The sequence below is a fragment of the Mesorhizobium sp. 2RAF45 genome, from assembly GCF_052115225.1.
Classification (GTDB): domain Bacteria; phylum Pseudomonadota; class Alphaproteobacteria; order Rhizobiales; family Rhizobiaceae; genus Mesorhizobium; species Mesorhizobium jarvisii.
On the sequence record NZ_JBFRGG010000008.1, the window covers coordinates 43,228 to 64,141 of the forward strand.

Sequence of the window (20,914 nt, forward strand, 5' to 3'; positions counted from 1 at the left end):
GCATTCTTAAGCGCGGTGTCGAGGCATGCAAATTTGGGAGAGAGGCATGGTCACCGACAGTCTTTTGAAAACCTATGCGGACTCCGATGCGCTCGATCTGGTCGGGCTGGTGCGCGGCGGCCAGGTTTCGCCGGCCGAACTGGTCGAGGCGGCGATCACGCTGGTCGAGCGGCTCAATCCGGCGCTGAACGCGGTGATCCATCGCCTCTACGACATGGCGCGGGCGCAGGCGCAGACGGTCGACAGATCGGCACCCTTCGCCGGCGTGCCGTTCCTGCTCAAGGAGCTGGCTTCGTCCTGGACCGGCGCGCCGAACACCAATTCCTGCTTCTACCTCAGGGATGTCGTCGCCGATTCCGACACAGAAGTCGTCCGCCGCATGAAAGCGGCGGGACGGGTGCTGGTCGGCAAGTCGAACGCGCCGGAGAACGGCTGGTCGATCACCACCGAGCCGAAACTCTACGGCGTCACGAAGAACCCGTGGAAGGAGGGCATCACGCCCGGCGGCTCGAGCGGCGGGGCGGCGGCGGCCGTCGCTTCGCGCATGGTGCCGATCGCCGAAGCCAGCGACGGCGCCGGTTCCATCCGCATTCCAGCCTCATGCTGCGGCATCGTCGGCCTGAAACCGTCGCGCGGCCGCGTCAGCCTCGCGCCGTTCGGCGACTATTGGTATGGCGGCGCCTATTTTCTCTGCTGCTCGCGCAGCGTGCGCGACACGGCGGCCTATCTCGATGCGGTGGCTGGCGCGCTGCCGGGTGATCCCTACACGCCGCCGGTTCCCGATGCCTCCTGGCTCAGCCTGTCGGCACGGGCGCCGAAAAGGTTGCGCATCGGCTTCACCGTTACGCCGCCCAACGGCACGGCCATCGATCCGGAGGTGAAGGCAGCGGTGCTGGCGACCGTGGCTACACTCGAACGGCTGGGGCATCACGTCGAGCAGCACGACATGCCGCTCGACGCCAACGGCGCCTGGGCGACCTACACCAACATGACCTGCGTGCAGACGGCGGCGACCTTCGACTATCTTGAAACGGTGATCGGGCGGCCGGTGACGCCAGCCGACGTCGAAGCGGTGACCTGGGCGATCATCGCGCGCGGCCGCGCCACCAGCGGTGTCAGGCACATCTCCGATGTCGAGCAGCTCAGGCAGATCGGCCGCGACATTGTCGGCGATCTCGACGCCTACGACCTCTTCATCACGCCGACGCTGACGCAGCTGCCGCGCCCACTCGGCTATTACGACATGTCGGAGACGGACATCGACCGCTACAACGCCAAATGGACGGACGCGGTGTTTGCCTTCCCCTTCAACATTTCAGGCCAGCCGGCGATCTCGCTGCCGCTCGGCTGGTCGAAAGGTAGCGTGCCGATCGGCGTGCAGCTGGTCGGCCGCTATGGCGACGAGGCGACCGTGCTGGCGGCATCGGCGCAGTTGGAGCAGGAGATGCCGTGGAGGGATCGGCGGCCAGCCGTGAGTGTTAGTTAGCCGGCGCGGCAGGGGCGGAGCGCGACGAATAACGAAACATCGGCGGTCGCGCCCTACGGCGACAACGACCAACCCTACCCAACCGTCTCCAGTCGCCTTGGCAGCCGGTTCATCGGCCTCGGCCCATCCGCCGTGATCAGGAACTGGTCCTCGAGATTGAAGCTGGCGAGGCCGTCTATGTAGAGCGGGATTTCAAAGGCCAGCACCATGCCGGCCTCGATCACCGCATCGCTGTCGGCCGCAATGAACGGCCATTGCTCGGAAAACACCGACTGGCCGACGCTGTGGCCGAAATGGCCGCGGCGGAAGCTGCGCAGGCCTTGCCGCGCCAGGCTGTCGGTGGTGACGCGATGCACATGAGCGAGCGTGTTTCCGGGGATCAGCGCCGCCAGCCCGTCCTCGAAGGCGCGCTCGGCGATGGCATGCAGCTCGGCCTGGTCGGCGGAAGGCGGCCCGAAGGTGAAATTGCGCGACATGTCGGAGGCGTAGCCACCGACCGTGCAGACCATGTCGCATTTCAGGGGATCGCCGGCCACGGCCCTGGCGTCGGCGCCCTTGGCGCGGCCGCCCAGCGTCACATATTCGGCTGTTACGACCGGATGCGACAGCCCGGCGGCCGCGTCGGCGACGCCCTTGCGGTAGAGCGCGACGAGATCGGCCTGTCGCATGCCGGCCATCGCGCCCACCTGCAAGCGCTCCAGCCCGGCTTCCGAGAGAAAGATGCCTTGCTGAAGGAGATCGATCTCGCGCTGTGATTTGACGGCCCGTAGCCTGTCCAGCACCGGCGAGCCATCGACCATCGGGGAATGCGGCAGCAGCGCCTGGATGGCCGCGAAATCGGCGGCCGGGACGAAGTCGAGGTCGATGCCGAGCATTGCGCGCTCCAGTCCGAATTGCTTGAGCAAGGCCTGCAGCTGGCGCACCGAGCCGGCGAGATCGAAAGTGGCGGGACGGGAGAAGTCCGGCGCCCGGCCAAGCGAGGCAAGGCCGGCCTCGATGCGTTCGGCCAGGGGCAACTCGTGCGCTGTCTCGACCGGCGCGGATTCGATCCAGATCGGGTGCCACCGCACAACCGCTTCGGGTGCGACGAGCCGCAGCTGCACGGCGTTGAAGTCGGCGACGACAACACCGATCGGCAAATCTTGTTCGGCCGGGATGATAACGAAGCCGCCACCGGCGCGGCGGAACAGCCCGGCCGGGCCGATCCACGCGCCGGTCGCATAATGGAAAGCCTCGGGTGCGCACAGCACCAGCGCCCCGATGCCGGCGCCTTCCATCAACTGCGCGGCGCGCTGGCGGTCGACAAAGCCTGTCATGGGTTTCTCCGGATAGCCTGGCGGCAACGGAGCATTGCGGGCGCGGACAATCAAGGGCCGGATGGGAGATCCGGCTGCCGACAGATCGCGCGTTGGCCGGCAGATGCTGCAGGCGACTGCAACGGAGACCCGTGGGACTTGATACCCACCCATCTCTTTCCAGGCGTTGGCGCCGCCCCTCACCTGCCTGTCGGCATCCTCTCCCCGTATAGTGACGGGGAGAGGGGAGCTGTCATCAACGGTTTCGCCAACCACAAGCGTCGAAAGAAAGACGGCGAGGTCGCCGCCAGCTACTTTCTCCCCGTCACTATACGGGGAGAAATGCCCGGCAGGGCAATGAGGGGCGGCGCGAGCTTCGGCAATGGGCCGCCTCTGCCACGCGTTAGGATTATTGGGGCGTGCCCTACGGCCGTCGCAAGACAGCGGGCGGGCGCAATCCCTACTTGATCGATTCCAGCACCCAGCCGCAGAACTCCAAGAACCCGAAGAGCGTATCTCAGTACGACGTTGCCGGCTTCCGGCAGTCCCATAAGTGACGCCCGGCCCTTTGGCGGGCGAGATTCCACCCGCCAAAAACGAAAAAGCCGCGGCGGACCGCGGCTTTTCGATGCTTGATTCCCTGGAAGGAAACTGGAGCGGGTGAAGCGATTCGAACGCTCGACCCCAACCTTGGCAAGGTTGTGCTCTACCCCTGAGCTACACCCGCTCACACGGCGTCTTGGCCGCAAGCCGGGCCTATATGGCTGAAGAGCGCGGCGATTGCAACAGGGAAATCGCAGGCTTTTTTCAACATGCCAAACGATGCCGGCAAACCGCCGGTGCGGCGCGGATTTCACCGCGCCTTTGCGCGATGGCCTTGTGCCGGCCACCGCATTGGCCGTAAACGGCAAGGCGGGAAAACGACGAAGAAGAAGACCGATGCCGAAGACCGAAGCCGAACTTTTTGCCTTTCTCGCCGAACTCGGCGTCGCCGTTTCGACAAAACGCCATCCGCCGCTCTACACGGTCGCCGATTCGCAGGCGCTGCGCGGCGAGATCGCCGGCGGGCACACGAAAAACCTGTTCCTGAAGGACAAGAAGGACAATTTCTTCCTGGTCACCGTCGGCGAGGACGCGGTCGTCGATCTCAAGCAGATCCACCAGCTGATCGGCGCCGCCAGCCGTGTTTCCTTCGGCAAGCCGGAGATGCTGATGGAGCTCCTGGGCGTCTCGCCGGGCGCCGTCACCGTCTTCGGCGTCATCAACGACACGGCCAACCGGGTCAAGCTGGTGCTCGACCAGGATTTGATGGCACATGCCGTCATCAACGCCCATCCGCTGACCAATGAGGCGACGACATCGATCGCGTCGGCCGATCTCATCAGATTCGTCGAGGCAACCGGGCACGATGCTGCTATCTTGAAAGTCTCGGCATGATCGCCACATGCATGGCGAAACCGACTTCCAATGACATGGCGCCGACCCGCGGGCCGGCGGCGCGACCGAAAGGGTGACGAGATGAGCGACAACAAGCCGTTTGGCGGGTCATTCGGCAGCAGTGGCGGCCAGTATGCCACCACCGTTCAGTATGGCGGAACCGCAGCCGCGCCGGCGAAGGTCTCGCTTGGCGATGCGCCAGCCGCCGCCCCCGCGGGCGATGTCATCAAGGACACCACGACCGCCGCCTTCGCCGCCGACGTCATCCAGGAATCGCGCCGCCAGCCGGTGCTCGTCGATTTCTGGGCGCCGTGGTGCGGCCCCTGCAAGCAGCTGACACCGCAGCTGGAAAAGGCAGTCCGGGCCGCCGGCGGCAAGGTCAAGCTGGTCAAGATGAACATCGACGATCACCCCTCCATCGCCGGCCAGCTCGGCATCCAGTCCATTCCGGCCGTCATCGCCTTCAAGGACGGCCAGCCGGTCGACGGCTTCATGGGGGCCATTCCGGAGAGCCAGATCGCCGAGTTCATCACCAAGGTCGGCGGCAAGGGCAATGGCGCCCCGGCCGTGGCCGAGGCGCTGGCGGCTGCGACCGAAGCGCGCGAGGCCGGCGACATGCAGACCGCCGCCGACATTTTTGACGCTGTCCTGGCGCAGGCGCCGGAGACGATCGAGGCGATCGCCGGACTGGGCGAGCTGCTGTTCGAAGCCGGCGACACGCAAGGCGCCGAGGCGCTGCTGGCAACGGCACCCGAGGCCAAGAAGGACGCGCCTGTTCTCGCCGCCTTGCGCGCCAAGATGGCGCTGGCCGCGCAGGCGGCGGAACTCGGCAATCCGGCCGAGTTCGAGCGCCGCCTCGCCGAAAACCCCAAAGACCATCAGGCGCGTTTCGACCTGGCCATGATCCAGAACGCCAGGGGCGAGCGCACGGCGGCAGCCGACAATCTGCTGGCCATCATCAAGGCCGACCGCGGCTGGAACGAGGACGGCGCCAGGACGCAATTGCTGCAGTTTTTCGAAGCCTGGGGCATGACCGACGAGGCGACGCTGGCGGCGCGGCGCAAATTGTCGGCGCTGCTGTTTTCCTGAGCCGGCGGCTGTTTCGTCGCACGGGCTTGTGGTCGGCGGCGGCCGCGCCAGATTAGGAAGCTGACTTCGGCCAAGCCGACGATCCCGGCGGCGGGCGAAAGAAGTCGATCGGAGGAATGTGGTGCAAGCGGGAAACGCGCATTACCGGCTGGCCAAGGATCTGCCGTCGACGATCCCGATCTTTCCCCTCGAGGGCGCGCTTTTGCTGCCGGGCGGCCGCATGCCGCTCAACATCTTCGAGCCGCGCTATCTGCAGATGGTGGACGAAGCGGTTGCCGGCTCGCGGCTGATCGGCGTCATCCAGCCCCGTCTGGACGGTGCGCTGCGGGAGGATGGCGAGCCGGAACTCTGCAATGTCGGCTGCGCCGGCCGTATCATCGCCTTCTCCGAAACCGGCGACGGCCGTTACCTGATTTCGCTGCAGGGTGTGTTCCGCTTCCGCATCGCCCATGAACTGACGGTCAAGACGCCGTTTCGCCAGGCAAAGCCCGCGCCCTTCCTCGCCGATCTCGATGACGATCCGGCGGCGAACGAGATCGACCGGCCGGCACTGCTCAAGGCGTTTCGAGCCTATCTGCAGGCGAACGATCTCGAGGCCGACTGGGAAAGCGTCAGCCGCGCCGAAAATGCCATGCTGGTCAATGCGCTGTCGATGATGGCGCCCTACGGCCCGGCCGAGAAACAGGCGCTGCTCGAAGCCGCCGACCTGAAGACGCGCGCCGAAACGCTGATCGCCATCACCGAAATGGCGCTGGCGCGCGAGAATGAGGACTTTGGCTCGAGCCTACAGTAAGATGTGCCGATATTCAGGTGATGCCGGCCTGCAAATGGAGGCTTCCTGCGCTTCTCAGTTCTACTGCGTCGCAGTAGAACTGAGCTCACGTACGAAAAGTACGCTCCGCTCCGGTTCTCGGAAGCCACCATTTTGGTCGCTGCGCGCCCGTCTTCGACTCCGGTTCGGCCTGACCTGGGTCTTGGTACATCTAGGCTAGAAGCTGAGAAGAGGAACCGATGGCGGCGGATGGGCGTGACGGGAAGAAGATCGATGTCGATCCCAAGCTGCTGGAGCTTTTGGCCTGCCCGCTGACCAAGGGGCCGCTAGCCTGGGATCCGGAGCGCGGCGAACTGATCTCGCGGGTCGCCAAGCTCGCCTATCCGGTGCGTGACGGCATCCCGATCATGCTGCCCTCCGAGGCGCGGACGCTGTCGGCGGAAGATGTGCTGGCGCCGCCGCCGAGGCTGAGCGGGCCGGGTTGAGCAGCATAGCCATCCGTCGTTTTGCTCTCCCAAGGCAGCGCAATCGCGAAGCAGCTGGGCGTAGAAGTTTGAGAGGCTGGCGGGACAGCGCCCCCCTCTGCCCTGCCGAGCATCTCCCCCACAAGGGGGGAGATCGGCTGTCACCTCGGCCTTCGCGAATTTTCAGCATTGCGAGTTAAGAGAGGCGGCGAGATCGAAGCTGCCAATCTCCCCCCTCGTGGGGGAGATGTCCGGCAGGACAGAGGGGGGCGCCAAGGATCACGGCGTCTCTTCAGATGACGAAGACAAGGGCCGCGCCTACTGAAAATTGCGCCCCTTGGGCATGACCTGTTCCGCCTCTTCCGACAGCGTTGCGAGGTCCTGCCTTGCCGGCGCGTTCCCAATCTCGGGCCGGCTGCGGCGATCCGAGCCTACCTCTTTGGCATACCCCATCGGTTGGGCCCCCGGCGCTCCGGCTCCGCTGACCTTCTCCAGCAGCACGGTCAGCCAGGGCGTCAGATCCTCGATCTTTTCGGCGACGATATGGATGACACCGGATTCCGACTGCAATTTCCCGGTCACCTTGACGAAGCGCGCGCCCATGACGATGGGCCGAAAGCGGGTAAAGGTCCGCTCCCAGAAGATGACGTTGGCGACCGCCTTGTCGTCCTCCAGCGTCAGGAAGATGGCATTGCCCTTGCCGGGGCGCTGGCGCACCAGCACGAGGCCGGCGACGGAAACCCGTCTGCCGTCACGTACCGAAGGCAGGTTGGCATTGGGCGTGACGCCGGCGCGGTCGAGCCGCTCGCGCAGGAAGGCGACGGGATGCGCCTTCAGCGACAGGCCGAGCGAGCGGTAGTCGTGGATGACATGCTCGCCGAGCGGCATTTTCGGCAGCTTCGTCTCCGGCTCCAGTTCGCGCAGACGCAGTGCCGGCTGGTCGAACAGCGGCAGCTTTTCGGCCGCGCTCTTGGCGCCAAGCGCGCGCACTTCCCACAGTGCGGCACGGCGGTCGAGGCCGATCGAACGAAAGGCATCGGCCTGCGCCAGCCTCTCGATCTCGTCGACATCGAGGCCGGAGCGCAGCCAGACGTCACGGACGGTTTCATAAGCTGAACCCCGCCGCTTTGCGAAATCCTCCATGCGTTCCTTGGAAAGACCCTTGATCTGCCGGAAGCCGAGCCGCACCGCATGGTTCGTCTCGATGACACCACGCATATCGGCATGGCGCGGCAGGATGCGGGCCGGATCGAACGGCGCTTTTTCCAGGGTGCAGTCCCAGACGGAATAATTGACGTCGACCTCGCGGATGTCGACGCCATGGTCGCGCGCGTCGCGCACCAGCTGCGCCGGCTGGTAGAACCCCATCGGCTGCGAATTCAGGATCGCGGCGCAGAACACGTCGGGATAGAAGGTCTTGAACCAGCAGGAGGCATAGACGAGCAAGGCGAAGGAGGCGGCGTGGCTTTCGGGAAAGCCATATTCGCCAAAACCCTCGATCTGCTTGAAGCAGCGCTCGGCGAAGTCCTTGGTGTAGCCCTTGCCGACCATGCCGTCGATCATGCGCTGGCGGTAATTGCCGATGGTGCCGGTGCGCTTGAAGGTGGCCATGGCGCGGCGCAGTTCGTCGGCCTCGCCCGGCCTGAAGCCGCCGGCGACGATGGCGATCTTCATCGCCTGTTCCTGGAACAGCGGCACGCCGAGCGTCTTGCTGAGAATCGCCTCGAGCTCCGGCTTCTGATATTCGGGTTTTTCCTTGCCTTGCCGGCGGCGCAGATAGGGGTGCACCATGTCGCCCTGGATCGGGCCGGGCCGCACGATCGCCACCTCGATGACAAGATCATAGAAATCCTTTGGCTTGAGCCTCGGCAGCATCGACATCTGGGCGCGCGATTCGATCTGGAAGACGCCGAGCGTGTCGGCGCGGCCGATCATGTCGTAGACGCGCCTGTCTTCCGGCGGCAAGGTGGCGAGCACATAGGGTTGGCCATAGGGATCCCGGGCTTTTGGATAGTGATCCGTAAGCAGGGTGAAGGCGCGCTGCAGGCAGGTCAGCATGCCGAGCGCCAGCACATCCACTTTCAGGATCTTCACCGCGTCGAGATCGTCCTTGTCCCATTCGACCATCTTGCGCTCGTCCATCGCCGTCTTGACGATGGGCACGATCTCGTCGAGCCGGTCCCTGGTGATGACGAAGCCGCCGACATGCTGGGAGAGGTGGCGGGGGAACCCCATGATCTCGTTGGCCCGTTCCATCACATGACGCGATGTCGGGTCGCTCTGGTCGAGGCCGCCGGCGCGGGCTTCCTTCTCGCCGACCTCGGAGGTCGACCAGCCCCAGATCGAGCCGGACAGGGACGCCCGGACATCCTCCGACAGGCCCATAGCCTTCGACACTTCGCGCAGCGCCGAACGGCCGCGATAGCTGATGACGGCGGCGGCGAGCGCGGTGCGCTTGGAGCTGTATTTCTCGTAGATGTACTGGATGACGGTCTCGCGCTTCTCATGCTCGAAGTCGACATCGATGTCGGGCGGCTCGTTCCTCTCTTCGGAAATGAAGCGCTCGAACAGCGTGTCGATCCGGTCCGGCCCGACTTCGGTGATGCCGATGCAGAAGCAGACGATCGAATTGGCGGCCGAGCCGCGCCCCTGGCAGAGAATGTCCTGGCTGCGGGCGTATTTGACGATGTCGTAAACCGTCAGGAAATAGCGGGCGTAGTTGAGGCGCTCGATCAAAGCGAGCTCTTCCTCGATGCGCTTGATCACCGAGTGAGGCACGCCTGAGGGATAGCGCCTGGCTGCCCCCTCCCGCGCCAGCCTTTCCAGCTCGGCCTGCGGCCCGAGGCCGGATTCCGTCGGCTCGTCGGGGTAATTGTACTGGAGATCACTGAGCGAGAAGGTCAATTCTTCCGCGAACAGCAGCGTCTCGGCCAGCGCCTGCGGATGCCTGCGGAACAGGCGGGCCATTTCCAGCGGCGGCTTCAGATGGCGTTCGGCATTGGCGCTGAGCTCCAGCCCGACCTCGGCGACGGGCGTGTTGAGGCGGATGGCGGTCAGCACGTCCTGCAGCGGGCGGCGTTCGGCGGTGTGGTAGAGGACATCGTTGGTCGCCATCAGCGGGATGCCGGTGCTCTGGGCAAACGCCGCTGCCTGCTCGATCCGGAAACGGTCATTGCCCGCATAACAGGGCGAGACGCCAAGCCGCAGGGCCCTGCCGAAGCGGTCCTTGAGCTGGCCAAGCAAGGCAAGACCGTCTTCAGCGCCCGCCGCCAGATCGGGCAGGACCGCCAGCGACATCAGATCTCCCCATTCGAGCAGGTCGCCGCGCTGGAGAAGGGTGGCGCCCTTTTCGGTCTCGTCGCGCAGATTGGCCTGGGTGAGCATGCGGCACAGATGCCCCCAGCCTGCCCGGTTCCTGGGATAGGCGAGAATGTCCGGCGTGCCGTCGCCAAAAACCAGCCGGCAGCCGGGGTGATAGGCAAGCTTTTCGACCTTGGCCTGCTGCCAGGCGCGCACCACGCCGGCCACCGTGTTGCGGTCGGCTAGGCCGATCGCCGAAAAACCCATGAGCTTGGCCGCGACCACCAGCTCCTCCGGCTTGGAGGCGCCGCGCAGGAAGGAGAAATTCGACTGGATGCCGAACTCGGCATAGGGAATGACGGTCAGCGCGTTCATGCGAAGACCCCGTGCATGAACCAGCGCGGCGCGGCTTGCGAGCCGCCGTAAAGCCCTTGCCGGTAGAGCCAGTAGCGGCGGCCTTCGGCATCCTCGATGCGGAAATAGTCGCGTGTCGATGCCGCCGCGTCGCCTGGCGCCTGGCGCCACCATTCGGCGGCGATGCGTTCGGGACCCTCGGCGCGGGTGACGCGATAGAGCGCGCGCCGCCAGCGGAAATGCAGCGGCGGACCCTCCGGCATTTCGGTGGCCGGCACCTCGATGGGCTCGGGCGCGCGGAACAGCCGGATCGGCCGTTCCGGCGGAAAGATGGTTTTGGGCGCCTGCACCCTGTCCTGTCTCTTCGGCGGCGTGGTCCGGCGCGGCGCTTCGCTGAAGGGGACGATGGCGACGGCACGCTCCGGCAGATGGCTTTCAACCGCGACCGGCTGCAGCACGGCGCCCTCGCCGAGCCTGGCGCGGATGCGGTCGGCGAACAGCGCGATGTCGGCGCCGTCATCGGTCACCTCGCCGGTCAGATCGGCCTGCGCCATGTCGAAGGCGGCGGCCGCCAGCACCGAAAGCCGCACCAGATCGAAGCCGTAGCCGGCGTCGATGTCCTGCTCGAGGGCGGCCAGCCTTTCATGGAACAGCTTCTGGATCAGCCGGGGATCGCGCATCGGCCGCGAGGTGCCCAAGGCGATGCGGCTGACGGCGCCGTCGACGCGGAAGAGCAGCAGCGCCAGCGTCCGGGCGCCCTCGCCGCGGCGTTCGAGATCGATCTTCAAGGTCGTCGCCAGCAGGCCGACCAGGCGTTCGATGTCCTCGGTGAGGGTGACGGGTTCGGCGAGATGCCGCTCGACCGAAAGCGGCGCCACGGGAAGGCGCGGCGACACCGCCTCGTCGAGACGGCCAAGGGCCTGGTCGAGGCGCAGCAGCAAGGTGGCGCCGAAGCGGCGGGCAAGCGGCGCGCGCGGGGCGGCCATGACGGCGCCCGCCGTGCGCAGGCCGACACTTTCCAGGCTGGCGCGGGTTTCCGGCGCTATGCGCAGTGCGGCGAGCGGCAAGGGCGCCAGCAGCGCTTCCTCCTCGCCGCCATCGACGATGCGGTCGCCGCAAAAGCGGGCCGCCGCCCAGGCCGCGCCCGGCGTCGGGGCAAGGCCGGCGCGGACATCGAACCCCTGATGCAGGAAGCGCGACAGGATGTCGTCCAGCATGGCGCGTTCGCCGCCGAACAGATGGGTGCAGCCGGTGACGTCGAGAAACAGGCCGTCCGCTCCGTCCAGCGCCACCAGCGGAGTGTAGCGGTCGCACCAGTCGGCAAGGCCTTCGAGCAGGCGCCGGTCTGCCTCCGGATCGGCCTCGACGATGTCGATCGAGGGATGCATGGCACGCGCGTCGGCAATGCCCATGTCGCGCTTCAGGTGCAGCGCCTCAGCCCGCTCGTCGAGGGCTGAGATGCGCTGCGCGTTGCCGTGGCGGTGGCTGATCACCAGTGGCGGATGAGATGGCGTCGGATGATCTTGGGGCCGGGAACGCCAGGACCGCCCCAGACGCTGCCGCAGGATCCTTTCGGCCGCCAGATAGGGAAACCACAGGGACAGGATTCTTTGCCCGGCCTTCTTCGCCCCTTCTTTCGTCGAATACGCGTTCATCGGGGTTCCACTCCAGTGTGAATTGTCCAGGCAGGGCCGTGCGGCTCTTGCCGATGCTGATGGTGAAGGCCGGGCGGCCGATCGATCCGGCGAGCGGCCCGGCGACGGTTTCGCGCGGCACGGCCGGCGCCGGCGAGACGATGAGGCGAACGGGCGCCGCCGTCGGTTCGGGCTCGGCCGCCTGCCGCAGCAGGAATACGGGGCGGCCGGCACTTTGCGCCCTCGCATGCAGCCGCCGCGTCGCGGTCAGGTCGAGCCGTTGCGGATTGCCGCGGATTTCGAGGATGACCGCGGCGAGCGCCGTCATCCGCGCTGCTTCCTCGGCGACCCACAGCGCATCGACGAGTTTCGGCGCCTCGGAAAACAGCAATTGTTCCGGTTCGATGCCGAAGGAGGCCTGCAGTCCCCTGGCATAGGGAAAGCCCGCCTCGCGGAAGATTTCTGCGGTGCCGATCCACAACACCGGCAGGCCTTGCGCCTGCTTGAGGATCAGGCTGGCGAGCGACAGGGCAAAGCCGGCGACGGCTCCAGCATCGCGGGTTTCCAGGCCATGGATTTCGCTGAGCGCCGCTTTCGGCAGCCCGCCGCTCAGGGCGGCATCGAGGGGGTCGACGCCGACAGGCAGGAAGGCATCCGGCAAGGCAGCGGCAAGACCGCGCCGGACGATCGTGAGATCGGGGCTGGCGTCGGCATCAAGCGGCGCGCCAGCCGGCGCCTGCAGGCGCTCGGGCAGCGTTCCCTCGATCTTCGCGATCTGGCGGCGCAGGGCAAAAACAGTCTCCCGCGCCACGGCTGATATCGCCATGACGGTCAGTGTCCACTCACAATTGTTCCTGTTATGTTCTCTAGGATTCCAGAGCCGACCCGAAGAGTCAAGCAGAGTCACAAGGAATTTATTCCTGCAGACCCTGCACGACAGGGCGTAGCGGCCACTTCATTTGCCTCGCCCGGCGCGAAAGCCTATATGCCGGATCAAAGGACAAAGCATGGCCCGCATCTATAAGACCCGCACCTGGCATGGCGAACTCGCGCCCTCGATGGAGGAGATAGAGTTCCTGGCGCTGGAGGCGTACGCCCATCTGCCGGAGGATTTTCGCAAGCTGACCGGCGAGATCGTCATCCAGATCGCCGAGTTCCCGACCGACGAGATCATGGACGACCTGTCGCTGGAGACGCCGTTCGACCTGCTCGGCCTGTTCGAGGGCCGCGGCATCGCCGAGCGCTGGAACCCGCAGACCGGCGAAGGCCCGAACCGCATCACGCTCTACCGCCGCGCCATGCTCGACTATTGGGCCGAGAACGAGGAGACGCTGGGCGACATCGTCACCCATGTGCTGATCCACGAGATCGGCCACCATTTCGGCCTGTCGGACGATGATATGGAGAAGATCGAAGAGGCAGCCGAGTAGGCTGTGTCGATATTCAGGTGATTCCGGCCTGCAAATTGCGGTCCCCTGCGCTTCCGGTGCTCACGTACCAAAAGTACGCTCCGCTCCGGTTCTCGGGCACCACCATTTTCGACTCGGCCTGACCTGAATCTCGACACAGCCTGCGTCGGCGCTTTGCAAAATCTACCAGTCGCTGAGCTTGGTGTCCGGCCCATATTCCTGGCCGTCGACGTCCTTCACCACGGCCTGGCCGCAGCGCATGGTCTTGGCCTTCTTGTCGTAGGCGTAGGTCGGGGAGCCGAACAGGTGCCAGCCCTTGTTCAGCGCCGCCGTCACCTTGTGGCAGAAGCTGGCGTCGTCCGGGCCGGTGAGAAAGCGGTAGAGTTTCATGTCTCAAGTCCTGTCGTAAGTGCCCATAGCTCGCGAGCATGGGGCTATATCATGCGCCGATGGCGGCCGCCTTCGCCAGCAGTTTTTCGGCCTGTGCCAGATGCAGCCGCTCGACCATCTTGCCGTTCAGCGCGATCACGCCTTTGCCAGTATTCTCGGCACGTGAAAAGGCATCCTTCACCGCGCGTGCCTCGGCGACCGCCTGCGGCGAGGGCGCGAAGGCGCGGTTCGCGGCGTCGATCTGGGCCGGATGGATCAGCGTCTTGCCGTCGAAGCCCATGGCCGCCGCCTCCGCACACTCACGGGCAAAGGCGTCGAGGTCGCGAAAATCATTGGCAACGCCGTCGAGCATGTCGAGACCGCCGGCGCGCGCGGCCAGCACCATCTGCATCAGCCATGGCACGAGGTAGCGCCGGTCCGCCGTCACCAGCACACCGGTTTCCTTGGCGAGATCATTCGTTCCGGCCACGAAACAATTGAGTCGTGAGGCCGGATCGCGGCCCAGTTCGGCAATGGCGCCGATGTTGAGCAGCGCCTTGGGCGTCTCGATCATCGCCCAGAGTTTCACGCTGTCGGGGGCAAAATTGTCGTCGAGCACGTCGCCGACTTCGAGGATGTCGCGCGGCGTGGCGACCTTGGACAAAAGGATGCCGTCAGGCTCGACTTTCGCCACGGCCAAGAGGTCGTCGGCGCCCCATTCGCTGGCCAGCGCATTGACGCGCACCACCATCTCGCAGCGGCGGCCGAGATTGTTGGCGACCGGGCGGTTGGCGAAGATCGCGGGCAGTTTTTCGCGGGCGGCGATCTTGTCGGCCGGGGCGACGGCGTCCTCGAGGTCGATGATGATTGCGTCGCAGGACAGAAGCGCGATCTTGGCCAGCGCCTTGTCGTTGGAGGCCGGGACGTAGAGGACGGAGCGGCGCGGGCGGCAGGGTTCGGTCATATCCGATCTATGCCGTCTGTGGGTGGTCGAGGCAAGCGTTGGTGCTGTGCGCAGGGTCGCTGCGAAGCTGCGGGGTCGGCGCCAGCACCCCACCCGGACCTTCGGTCCGACCTCCCCACAAGGGGGAGGTAGAAGCTCGGCGCCCTTCCTCAGCAGTTGCGGAAGAGAGCCTTCCCCTCCGGAGGGAGAGGACAGGAGCCTGCCTGGGGCAGCGCCAACGTCCGTAGGATGGTGGGGCAGCGCACCAGCCGTGATGCGCGACCCTGCACGAAAACTGCACAGGCCTGCGGAAAAGCTCCTCGGATCCGCCCTGCCGTTTCCCTGCCGGCCTGCGAAACAGGCGGCATGCACAAGCGAGCAAAACCCCATTGGTCCGTGCCACAGCGCCTGCGCAGCGAAGGCTGGTGGCTGGTCGATCCGCCACGCGCGAATCCCATGGCGATTCTCATCCCTTTCGCCCGCAAGTGTCCGCCGACCTTCCGGCTGGACACCATCGGGAGGATCAGGTCGTGACAGCGTTTTTCTCTGCCGCGCCAAGTTATTGCAGCCGCTTCGGTGTTGCCGTGCTGCTGGTCGTGCTGGCGGATTTCCTGTTCTACGGCCAACCCGCCGGCATCACAGCTTTCCTGTTCGCCATCCTGATTGCCGCTGCGGTCGTGGCCGTGCATCCCACGGCCTTCAGCGACATCAGGGTCTGGCTCAAGCCCGCCGCCTTGCTTGTCGCGCTGCTGCCGCTCGCCGAAAATGTCAGCCCCCTGTCCGTCTCGATGGCGCTTGCGGCGCTGGTCGTCTTCGCGCTTTCGCTGAGCGGTCGCCTGCGGCACGGCATGGCCCGTATTGTCGGCCAGATTGCGTTGTTCGGGCTCGCGGCGCCGTTCCGCTTCGTCCGTGATTTCATCCGTTGGCGCAAGACGGCGCGCCGGCTTGGCGGGCGCCGCGTCAGGCTTGCGGCGGTCGCCGTCTGGGTGATGCCGCTGACGCTGGGCGCCGTCTTCCTGGCGCTGTTCGGCGCCGCCAATCCGGTCATCGACTACTGGCTGTCGCTGATCGACCTGATGAAGCTGCTCGATCTCATCCAGCTGGCGCGGATCGCCTTCTGGCTGTTCGTGCTTGCCGGCGTCTGGGCCTTTCTGCGGCCACGCCTGCCGCGTTTTTCGCGGCGCATCTCCCGGCCACCACTTGCCGTTGCTCAACCGGCGACCAATCCGCAACGACACGTCATCGAGGAGACCGTCTTCGGCAAACCCGCCATCCTGCGCGCGCTGATTGTCTTCAACGCGCTGTTTGCGCTGCAGACCGGGCTCGACGCCACCTATCTGTGGGGCGGTGTCGCCCTTCCCGACGGCTTGAGCTATGCCGCCTATGCGCATCGCGGCGCCTATCCCCTGATCGTTACCGCACTGCTTGCCGCCGGGTTCGTGCTGGCGGCGCTCAGGCCGGGCAGCGAGACCTCAGGAGATCCCGTCATCCGCCGGCTGGTCTATGCCTGGGTGGCGCAGAACATCATGCTGGTCATCTCGTCGATCCTGCGGCTCGACCTCTATGTCGGCATCTATGCGCTGACCTATTGGCGCATCGCGGCTTTCGTCTGGATGGGGCTGGTGGCGGCAGGGCTTGCGCTGATCACCGCCCGCATCGCGCTTGGAAAATCCAATGAATGGCTCTCCTCCGCCAATCTTCTGACGTTATCCCTGACGCTTTATGCCTGCTGTTTCATCAATTTCGCCGCGACGATCGCCAATTACAATGTCGACCATTCCCTCGAAATGACCGGCCAGGGTATTCCCCTCGACGCTTGGTACCTGCGCTCGCTCGGCCCGGGCGCGTTTCCGGCGCTCGACCGCTTCTTCGATCATCAGGGCAAGACCCCCGACGCCGGCGCCACACGCGAACTTGCGAGACTGCGTGGCATCGACGAGGGTTGGTACCGAACCGTCCAGGAAAACTGGCGGGCCTGGAGCTTTCGCGACTGGCGCCTGCTTGCCTATCTCGACAGCAAGGGGTCGCTCGTGCTTCCTCAGCCTTCGCAACCTTCCTTGCCGGGCCGCTGACCGATGCCGCATCACATCCTCGTCGCCGACGATGACCCGCACATCCGCGAGGTGATCTGCTTCGCGCTGGAAAAGGCCGGCATGAAGACGCTTGGCGTGGCCGATGGCGCCGCCGCCTTGCAGGAGATCGGACGCCGGGCGCCGGATCTCGTCGTGCTCGACATCGGCATGCCGGAGATGGACGGGCTGGAGGTCTGCCGGCGGCTGCGCCACACATCGGACGTGCCGGTGCTGTTCCTGTCCGCGCGCGACGAGGAGATCGACCGCATCCTCGGGCTCGAAATGGGCGGCGACGACTATGTGACGAAACCGTTCAGCCCGCGCGAGCTGGTCGCCCGCGTCAACGTCATCCTGCGCCGCGCCCGCCCGGCGGCGGCCGAGGCGGCCGACGACCGGCAGTTTTCGCATGGCAAGCTCACTCTGGCGCCGGCCAGCCACGCCGCAAGCTTCGACGGCAAGCCGCTTGCCCTGACGGGGATCGAATTCTCGATCCTGAAAGGGTTTTTGGCGCGGCCGGCGCATGTGCTCGACCGTGACGCGGTGATGGCGAACGCCTATGCCGGCAAGATCCATGTCGCCGACCGCACCGTCGACAGCCATATCCGCAACATCCGCGCCAAGCTGGCGGCGGTGGGCTGCCTGGACGCCATCGAGACCGTGCATGGCGTCGGCTTCCGGCTCGGCCGATGCGGCTGACGACGTCCAGCAAATGGATCGGCCGCAAATGGCGACCAAGGCTTGCCACGGTCGTCGTCGCCATCCTGATCATGGTGATGGCGCTGCCGCTGGTCGGCCTGTTCTTCTTTCGCCTCTACGAAAACCAGCTGATCCGCCAGACCGAGGCGGAACTGATCGCCCAAGGGGCGGCCATCGCCGCCATCTATGCGCAGGAAGTGCGCGACGCCGGCATTCCCCCGGACAAACTCGGCGCGCCGATGCCGCAGGCCAATGGCGGTGCCAGCCGAGCAGCCAATCCCGACGGCCCGTACCGGCCGATCGAGCCGCAGCTCGATCTCGCCTCAGACGCCGTGCGGCCGACCCGGCCCGCCGCCATGCCCGCCACCACCGATCCGGCCTTCGCCGCGATCGGCACGCGCCTGTCCGGCATTCTCGACGCCACGCAGAAAACCACGCTGGCCGGTTTCCGGCTGCTTGATCCCACAGGTGTCGTCATTGCCGGACGTGGCGAGGTCGGGCAGTCGCTTGGCGAGGTCGACGAGGTGCGCACGGCACTTGGCGGCCACTATGCCAGCGCGCTCAGGCTGCGCATCCCCGACCAGCCGACGCCACCGCTCTATTCGGTCAGCCGCGGTACCAAGGTGCGGGTCTTCGTCGCCCTGCCGGTGGCCGTTGATGGCCGGGTCGCCGGCGTGGTCTATGTCTCGCGGACACCCAACAACATCATCAAGCATCTCTATGGCGAACGCGGCAAGGTGACCCTGGCGGCGATCGCCATCCTCGGCGGCACGCTGCTCATCGGCCTGGTGTTCCTGCGCACGGTCAGCCGGCCGATCTATGCGCTGATCGACCGCACGCAGCGCATCGCCGCCGGTGAGCGTGACGCAATTCGGCCGCTCGACCATCACGGCACCTACGAAATGGCCGAGCTGTCCGCCGCCTTCCTCGACATGGCCGAAAAGCTGCAGGCGCGCTCGGATAGCATCCAGACCTTCGCCACCCATGTCTCGCACGAGCTCAAATCGCCGCTGACGGCGATCCAGGGCGCGGCCGAATTGCTGCGCGATTCCGGCAGCACGATGGATGATGAGGAGCGGCGGCGCTTCTCTAACAACATCGTCACCGATGCCGGGCGGCTCAATCTGCTGGTGCGGCGGCTGCTCGATCTGGCCAAGGCCGAAAATCTTGCACCGAGCGGCGAAAGCACCTCGATCGGTGCCGCGCTGGCCCTGCTGCCCGCCGACACCAGGCTGGCGGTCCGCATCGAGGCGGGCGGCGATCTCGCCTTGCGCATCTCGGCCGAGAACGCGGCAATCGTGCTGGCCAATCTCATCGACAATTCCGCCAGGCACGCCGCGACGCTCGTTTCGATCACGGCGGCAAGCGCCGGCGGCAAGGCGACGGTGCTGGTCGGCGACGACGGCGCCGGCATTTCGCCGAGCAACCGGGCGCGCATCTTCGAGCCGTTCTTCACCACGCGGCGCTCCACCGGCGGCACCGGCATGGGCCTCGGCATCGTGCTGGCCCTCCTGAAAGCGCATGATGGTATGATCCGGCTGGTTGACTCCGAGCGCGGCACGCGCTTCGAGATCACATTGCCGGTAGTATGAGAGGGAGCATGATCTCTTCCGAAAACCGGCGGCCACTTTTCGGGATCATGCTCTAGGCTTGGAGAGACATTAAGCGTGCGCTACGACATCGTCATCATCGGCGGGGCCATCGTCGGGTCCTCCATTGCCTACTATCTGCGCGAGGAGGGGTTTTCCGGCTCCATCGCGCTCATCGAGCGCGATCCGCAATTCGCCCACGCGGCAACGACGCTGTCCATGGCCTCGATCCGCCAGCAATTCTCCATTCCCGAAAACATCCGGCTATCGCAATTCACGCTGAAGCTGTTCCGGCGGCTGAAGGAGACGTTCGGCGCCGATGCCGATATCGGGTTCCGCGAGGGTGGCTATCTCATCCTGGCCGGCGAGAACGGCCTGCCGGTGCTCAAGGCAAACCATGATGCACAGGTCGCCGAAGGCGCCGACATCGTGCTCGAGGACGCCGAGCAGCTGACGCGGCGCTTCGCCTGGCTGTCGGCTGAAGGCATTTCCGCCGGCGCCTATGGCCGGACCGGCGAAGGCTGGTTCGACGCGCATGCGATGCTGACGCTGTTCCGCAAGGCGCTGCGCGACAAGAAGATCGATTTCATCGCCGCTTCGGCCACCGGCATTACGCGCAACGGCAACCGCGTCACCGGCGTCTCCCTCGAAAATGGCCAGACCTTGGAAGCCGGCATCGTCGTCAACGCCGCCGGGCCGAATGCCGGCAAGGTCGCGGCCCTCGCCGGGCTGGCGCTGCCGGTCGAGCCGCGCAAGCGCAACGTCTTCGTGTTCGAGGCGCGCGAGAAATATGCCGACATGCCGCTGCTGGTCGATCCCTCCGGCATTTATGTGCGGCCGGAAGGCTCGGTCTACCTCACAGGCGGCGCCGAGCCGGAAGAAGGCGACGGCCCGGCCGATCCCGCCGATTTCGAGGTCGACTGGCCGCTGTTCGAAGAGGTGATCTGGCCTGTGCTGGCGACCCGCATTCCCGCCTTCGAGGCCATCAAGGCGACCCGCGCCTGGGCCGGGCACTACGACTACAACACGCTCGACCAGAACGCGGTGATCGGCCCGCATCCAGAGATCGGCAATTTCCTCTTCGCCAACGGCTTTTCCGGCCACGGCCTGCAGCAGGCGCCGGCGGTCGGCAAGGCGCTGGCCGAGTTGATCGTGCATGGCGGGTACCGGACGATCGATTGCTCGGCGTTCGGCTATGAGCGGGTGGCCGAGGGGCGGGCGTTCCGGGAATTGAATGTGATTTGAGAAGCGCCTAGTCAACCGTCGCATCGATAGCGAGAGCATTGCCGAGCGCGTGGCCGGCGGCCGTGTTGTCGAAGATGCCCCAGACCTCCGCGCCCGAGGCGGCCGCTGCCTGCAGCTGCCGGCCGATCCGGTCGAGGCTTTCGGCGTCGTAGTCCGAGTAGTAGACACGCGGCACGCCGTGCCAGCGGAAATAGGCAAGGCCGGCCCAACCGCCCGGCATCGCAGCAGGCGGCACTAGAGCGGGATCGGCGGCAACGCGCGCGATCCGCCGGTCGGCAAGGAGCGCTTCCGCCTCCGCTTCGAACCAGCTCGGGTGGCGTGGTTCGCATGCCAGCCTTGCCTTTGTCCGCCTGCCCAGCATGTCAAAGAAACCGCAGGCGATGTCCGGCTCGAACGGCAAGCTCGGCGGCAGCTGCACCAAAAGCACGCTCAGTTTTTCGCCGAGACCTTCGACCTGCTGGAGGAACATTTCGGCAAGCGCATCGCCATCCGCGAGACGATGCTCATGGGTCATTGCCTTGGGCGTCTTGACGGCAAAGCGGAAGTGCTCCGGCACGGAGCGTGCCCAGCGCTCGTAGGTCTCGCGACGGTGTGGCTTGTGGAAGGACGTGTCGATTTCGACGATCGGAAATCGGCGGGCGTAGCGTTCGAGATGCGAACCGGGTTTTGGCAAGTCCTCCTTATATCGGGTTGGAATTCCCCAGCCGGCCGTGCCGATGAAACATCCCTGCTTTTCCATGCATGGGATGTGGACCAGATG

The 20,914-nt window shown here is 65.8% G+C and carries 17 protein-coding genes and 1 tRNA gene; 10 read left to right on the forward strand and 8 right to left on the reverse strand.

All coding sequences use genetic code 11. The features are described 5' to 3' along the window. The first annotated feature begins 46 nt into the window (after positions 1–46). On the forward strand, positions 47–1,486 hold the full coding sequence (locus AB4Z43_RS20825) for an amidase (RefSeq protein WP_441938847.1): 1,440 nt from the start codon (positions 47–49) through the stop codon (positions 1,484–1,486). A gap of 74 nt (positions 1,487–1,560) precedes the next feature. Here the strand turns inward: AB4Z43_RS20825 and AB4Z43_RS20830 are convergent, their stop codons facing one another. Both AB4Z43_RS20830 and AB4Z43_RS20835 read right to left on the reverse strand, forming a co-directional pair. Then, positions 1,561–2,802, reverse strand: a complete 1,242-nt coding sequence (locus AB4Z43_RS20830; RefSeq protein ID WP_441938848.1) for a M24 family metallopeptidase — start codon at positions 2,800–2,802, stop codon at positions 1,561–1,563. Positions 2,803–3,433: 631 nt separating this feature from the next. Further along, positions 3,434–3,508: transfer RNA gene (locus AB4Z43_RS20835), tRNA-Gly, on the reverse strand. A gap of 212 nt (positions 3,509–3,720) precedes the next feature. On the opposite strand from AB4Z43_RS20835, the gene AB4Z43_RS20840 reads away from it, so the two are divergent. The 4 genes from AB4Z43_RS20840 to AB4Z43_RS20855 all read left to right on the forward strand — a co-directional run bounded on the left by AB4Z43_RS20840 (position 3,721) and on the right by AB4Z43_RS20855 (position 6,564). Further along, complete coding sequence (locus AB4Z43_RS20840; protein ID WP_441938849.1) at positions 3,721–4,218, forward strand: prolyl-tRNA synthetase associated domain-containing protein; 498 nt, start codon at positions 3,721–3,723, stop codon at positions 4,216–4,218. An 81-nt stretch (positions 4,219–4,299) separates the two neighbouring features. Then, positions 4,300–5,307 (forward strand): thioredoxin, encoded by a 1,008-nt coding sequence (gene trxA / locus AB4Z43_RS20845; RefSeq protein WP_027047557.1) that lies wholly within the window; start codon positions 4,300–4,302, stop codon positions 5,305–5,307. Between the two features lie 121 nt (positions 5,308–5,428). After that, positions 5,429–6,100, forward strand: coding sequence for an LON peptidase substrate-binding domain-containing protein (locus AB4Z43_RS20850; RefSeq protein ID WP_027047556.1), 672 nt, complete (start codon positions 5,429–5,431; stop codon positions 6,098–6,100). Positions 6,101–6,318: 218 nt separating this feature from the next. After that, positions 6,319–6,564: a Trm112 family protein gene (locus AB4Z43_RS20855; RefSeq protein ID WP_019862137.1), complete on the forward strand. Its 246-nt coding sequence runs from the start codon at positions 6,319–6,321 to the stop codon at positions 6,562–6,564. A gap of 297 nt (positions 6,565–6,861) precedes the next feature. Here AB4Z43_RS20855 and AB4Z43_RS20860 read toward each other — a convergent pair whose 3' ends face one another. Genes AB4Z43_RS20860 through AB4Z43_RS20870 form a run of 3 tightly spaced genes read right to left on the reverse strand, consistent with a single transcriptional unit; the run spans position 6,862 to position 12,657 of the window. Next, positions 6,862–10,218, reverse strand: coding sequence for an error-prone DNA polymerase (locus tag AB4Z43_RS20860; protein ID WP_441938850.1), 3,357 nt, complete (start codon positions 10,216–10,218; stop codon positions 6,862–6,864). Then, positions 10,215–11,690, reverse strand: a complete 1,476-nt coding sequence (locus tag AB4Z43_RS20865; protein WP_441938851.1) for a DUF6504 family protein — start codon at positions 11,688–11,690, stop codon at positions 10,215–10,217. The genes AB4Z43_RS20860 and AB4Z43_RS20865 overlap by 4 nt, the downstream gene beginning before the upstream one ends. Then, the gene (locus AB4Z43_RS20870; protein ID WP_441938852.1) at positions 11,632–12,657 is read right to left on the reverse strand and encodes an ImuA family protein; all 1,026 of its coding nucleotides are present in this window, start codon (positions 12,655–12,657) and stop codon (positions 11,632–11,634) included. Before AB4Z43_RS20870 ends, AB4Z43_RS20865 begins: the two co-directional genes overlap by 59 nt. Before the next feature lie 181 nt (positions 12,658–12,838). Here AB4Z43_RS20870 and AB4Z43_RS20875 point away from each other — a divergent pair, with 181 nt between their 5' ends. Then, complete coding sequence (locus tag AB4Z43_RS20875; protein ID WP_019862133.1) at positions 12,839–13,261, forward strand: metallopeptidase family protein; 423 nt, start codon at positions 12,839–12,841, stop codon at positions 13,259–13,261. Positions 13,262–13,423: 162 nt separating this feature from the next. Here AB4Z43_RS20875 and AB4Z43_RS20880 read toward each other — a convergent pair whose 3' ends face one another. Together AB4Z43_RS20880 and AB4Z43_RS20885 are read right to left on the reverse strand one after the other, a co-directional pair. After that, positions 13,424–13,630 (reverse strand): DUF1737 domain-containing protein, encoded by a 207-nt coding sequence (locus AB4Z43_RS20880; RefSeq protein WP_027047555.1) that lies wholly within the window; start codon positions 13,628–13,630, stop codon positions 13,424–13,426. A gap of 49 nt (positions 13,631–13,679) precedes the next feature. Next, the gene (locus tag AB4Z43_RS20885; RefSeq protein WP_441938853.1) at positions 13,680–14,573 is read right to left on the reverse strand and encodes an HpcH/HpaI aldolase/citrate lyase family protein; all 894 of its coding nucleotides are present in this window, start codon (positions 14,571–14,573) and stop codon (positions 13,680–13,682) included. A gap of 509 nt (positions 14,574–15,082) precedes the next feature. Here AB4Z43_RS20885 and AB4Z43_RS20890 point away from each other — a divergent pair. From AB4Z43_RS20890 to AB4Z43_RS20905, 4 genes are all read left to right on the forward strand, one after another. Further along, positions 15,083–16,624: a DUF4153 domain-containing protein gene (locus tag AB4Z43_RS20890; protein ID WP_441938854.1), complete on the forward strand. Its 1,542-nt coding sequence runs from the start codon at positions 15,083–15,085 to the stop codon at positions 16,622–16,624. A 3-nt stretch (positions 16,625–16,627) separates the two neighbouring features. Next, positions 16,628–17,320 (forward strand): response regulator transcription factor, encoded by a 693-nt coding sequence (locus AB4Z43_RS20895; RefSeq protein ID WP_019862126.1) that lies wholly within the window; start codon positions 16,628–16,630, stop codon positions 17,318–17,320. Then, positions 17,311–18,912: an ATP-binding protein gene (locus AB4Z43_RS20900; RefSeq protein WP_069090542.1), complete on the forward strand. Its 1,602-nt coding sequence runs from the start codon at positions 17,311–17,313 to the stop codon at positions 18,910–18,912. Before AB4Z43_RS20895 ends, AB4Z43_RS20900 begins: the two co-directional genes overlap by 10 nt. Positions 18,913–18,987: 75 nt before the next feature. After that, positions 18,988–20,154 (forward strand): NAD(P)/FAD-dependent oxidoreductase, encoded by a 1,167-nt coding sequence (locus tag AB4Z43_RS20905; RefSeq protein ID WP_064981538.1) that lies wholly within the window; start codon positions 18,988–18,990, stop codon positions 20,152–20,154. 7 nt (positions 20,155–20,161) lie between these two features. Here AB4Z43_RS20905 and AB4Z43_RS20910 read toward each other — a convergent pair whose 3' ends face one another. Further along, positions 20,162–20,893: a DUF72 domain-containing protein gene (locus AB4Z43_RS20910; protein WP_441938855.1), complete on the reverse strand. Its 732-nt coding sequence runs from the start codon at positions 20,891–20,893 to the stop codon at positions 20,162–20,164. Positions 20,894–20,914: the final 21 nt, after the last annotated feature.